General features: G+C 50.2%; 1 rRNA gene. It reads right to left on the reverse strand.

Annotation, left to right across the window (positions count from 1 at the left end):
• A 23S ribosomal RNA gene (locus tag ACN6NF_RS26045) occupies nucleotides 1-209 on the reverse strand; the annotation flags it as partial.

Here is a 209-nt window from a genome sequence, read left to right on the forward strand (position 1 = left end):
GGTTTTGAACTACAGGGCTTTTACCTTCTCTGGCGGGCCTTTCCAGACATCTTCATCTAACCGGTTCCTTTGTAACTCCATATGAGACGTCCCACAACCCCAAGGAGCAAGCTCCTTGGTTTGGGCTAATCCGCGTTCGCTCGCCGCTACTGACGGAATCACTATTGTTTTCTCTTCCTCAGGGTACTTAGATGTTTCAGTTCCCCTGG

Source organism: Paenibacillus sp. TSM33, from assembly GCF_056099025.1.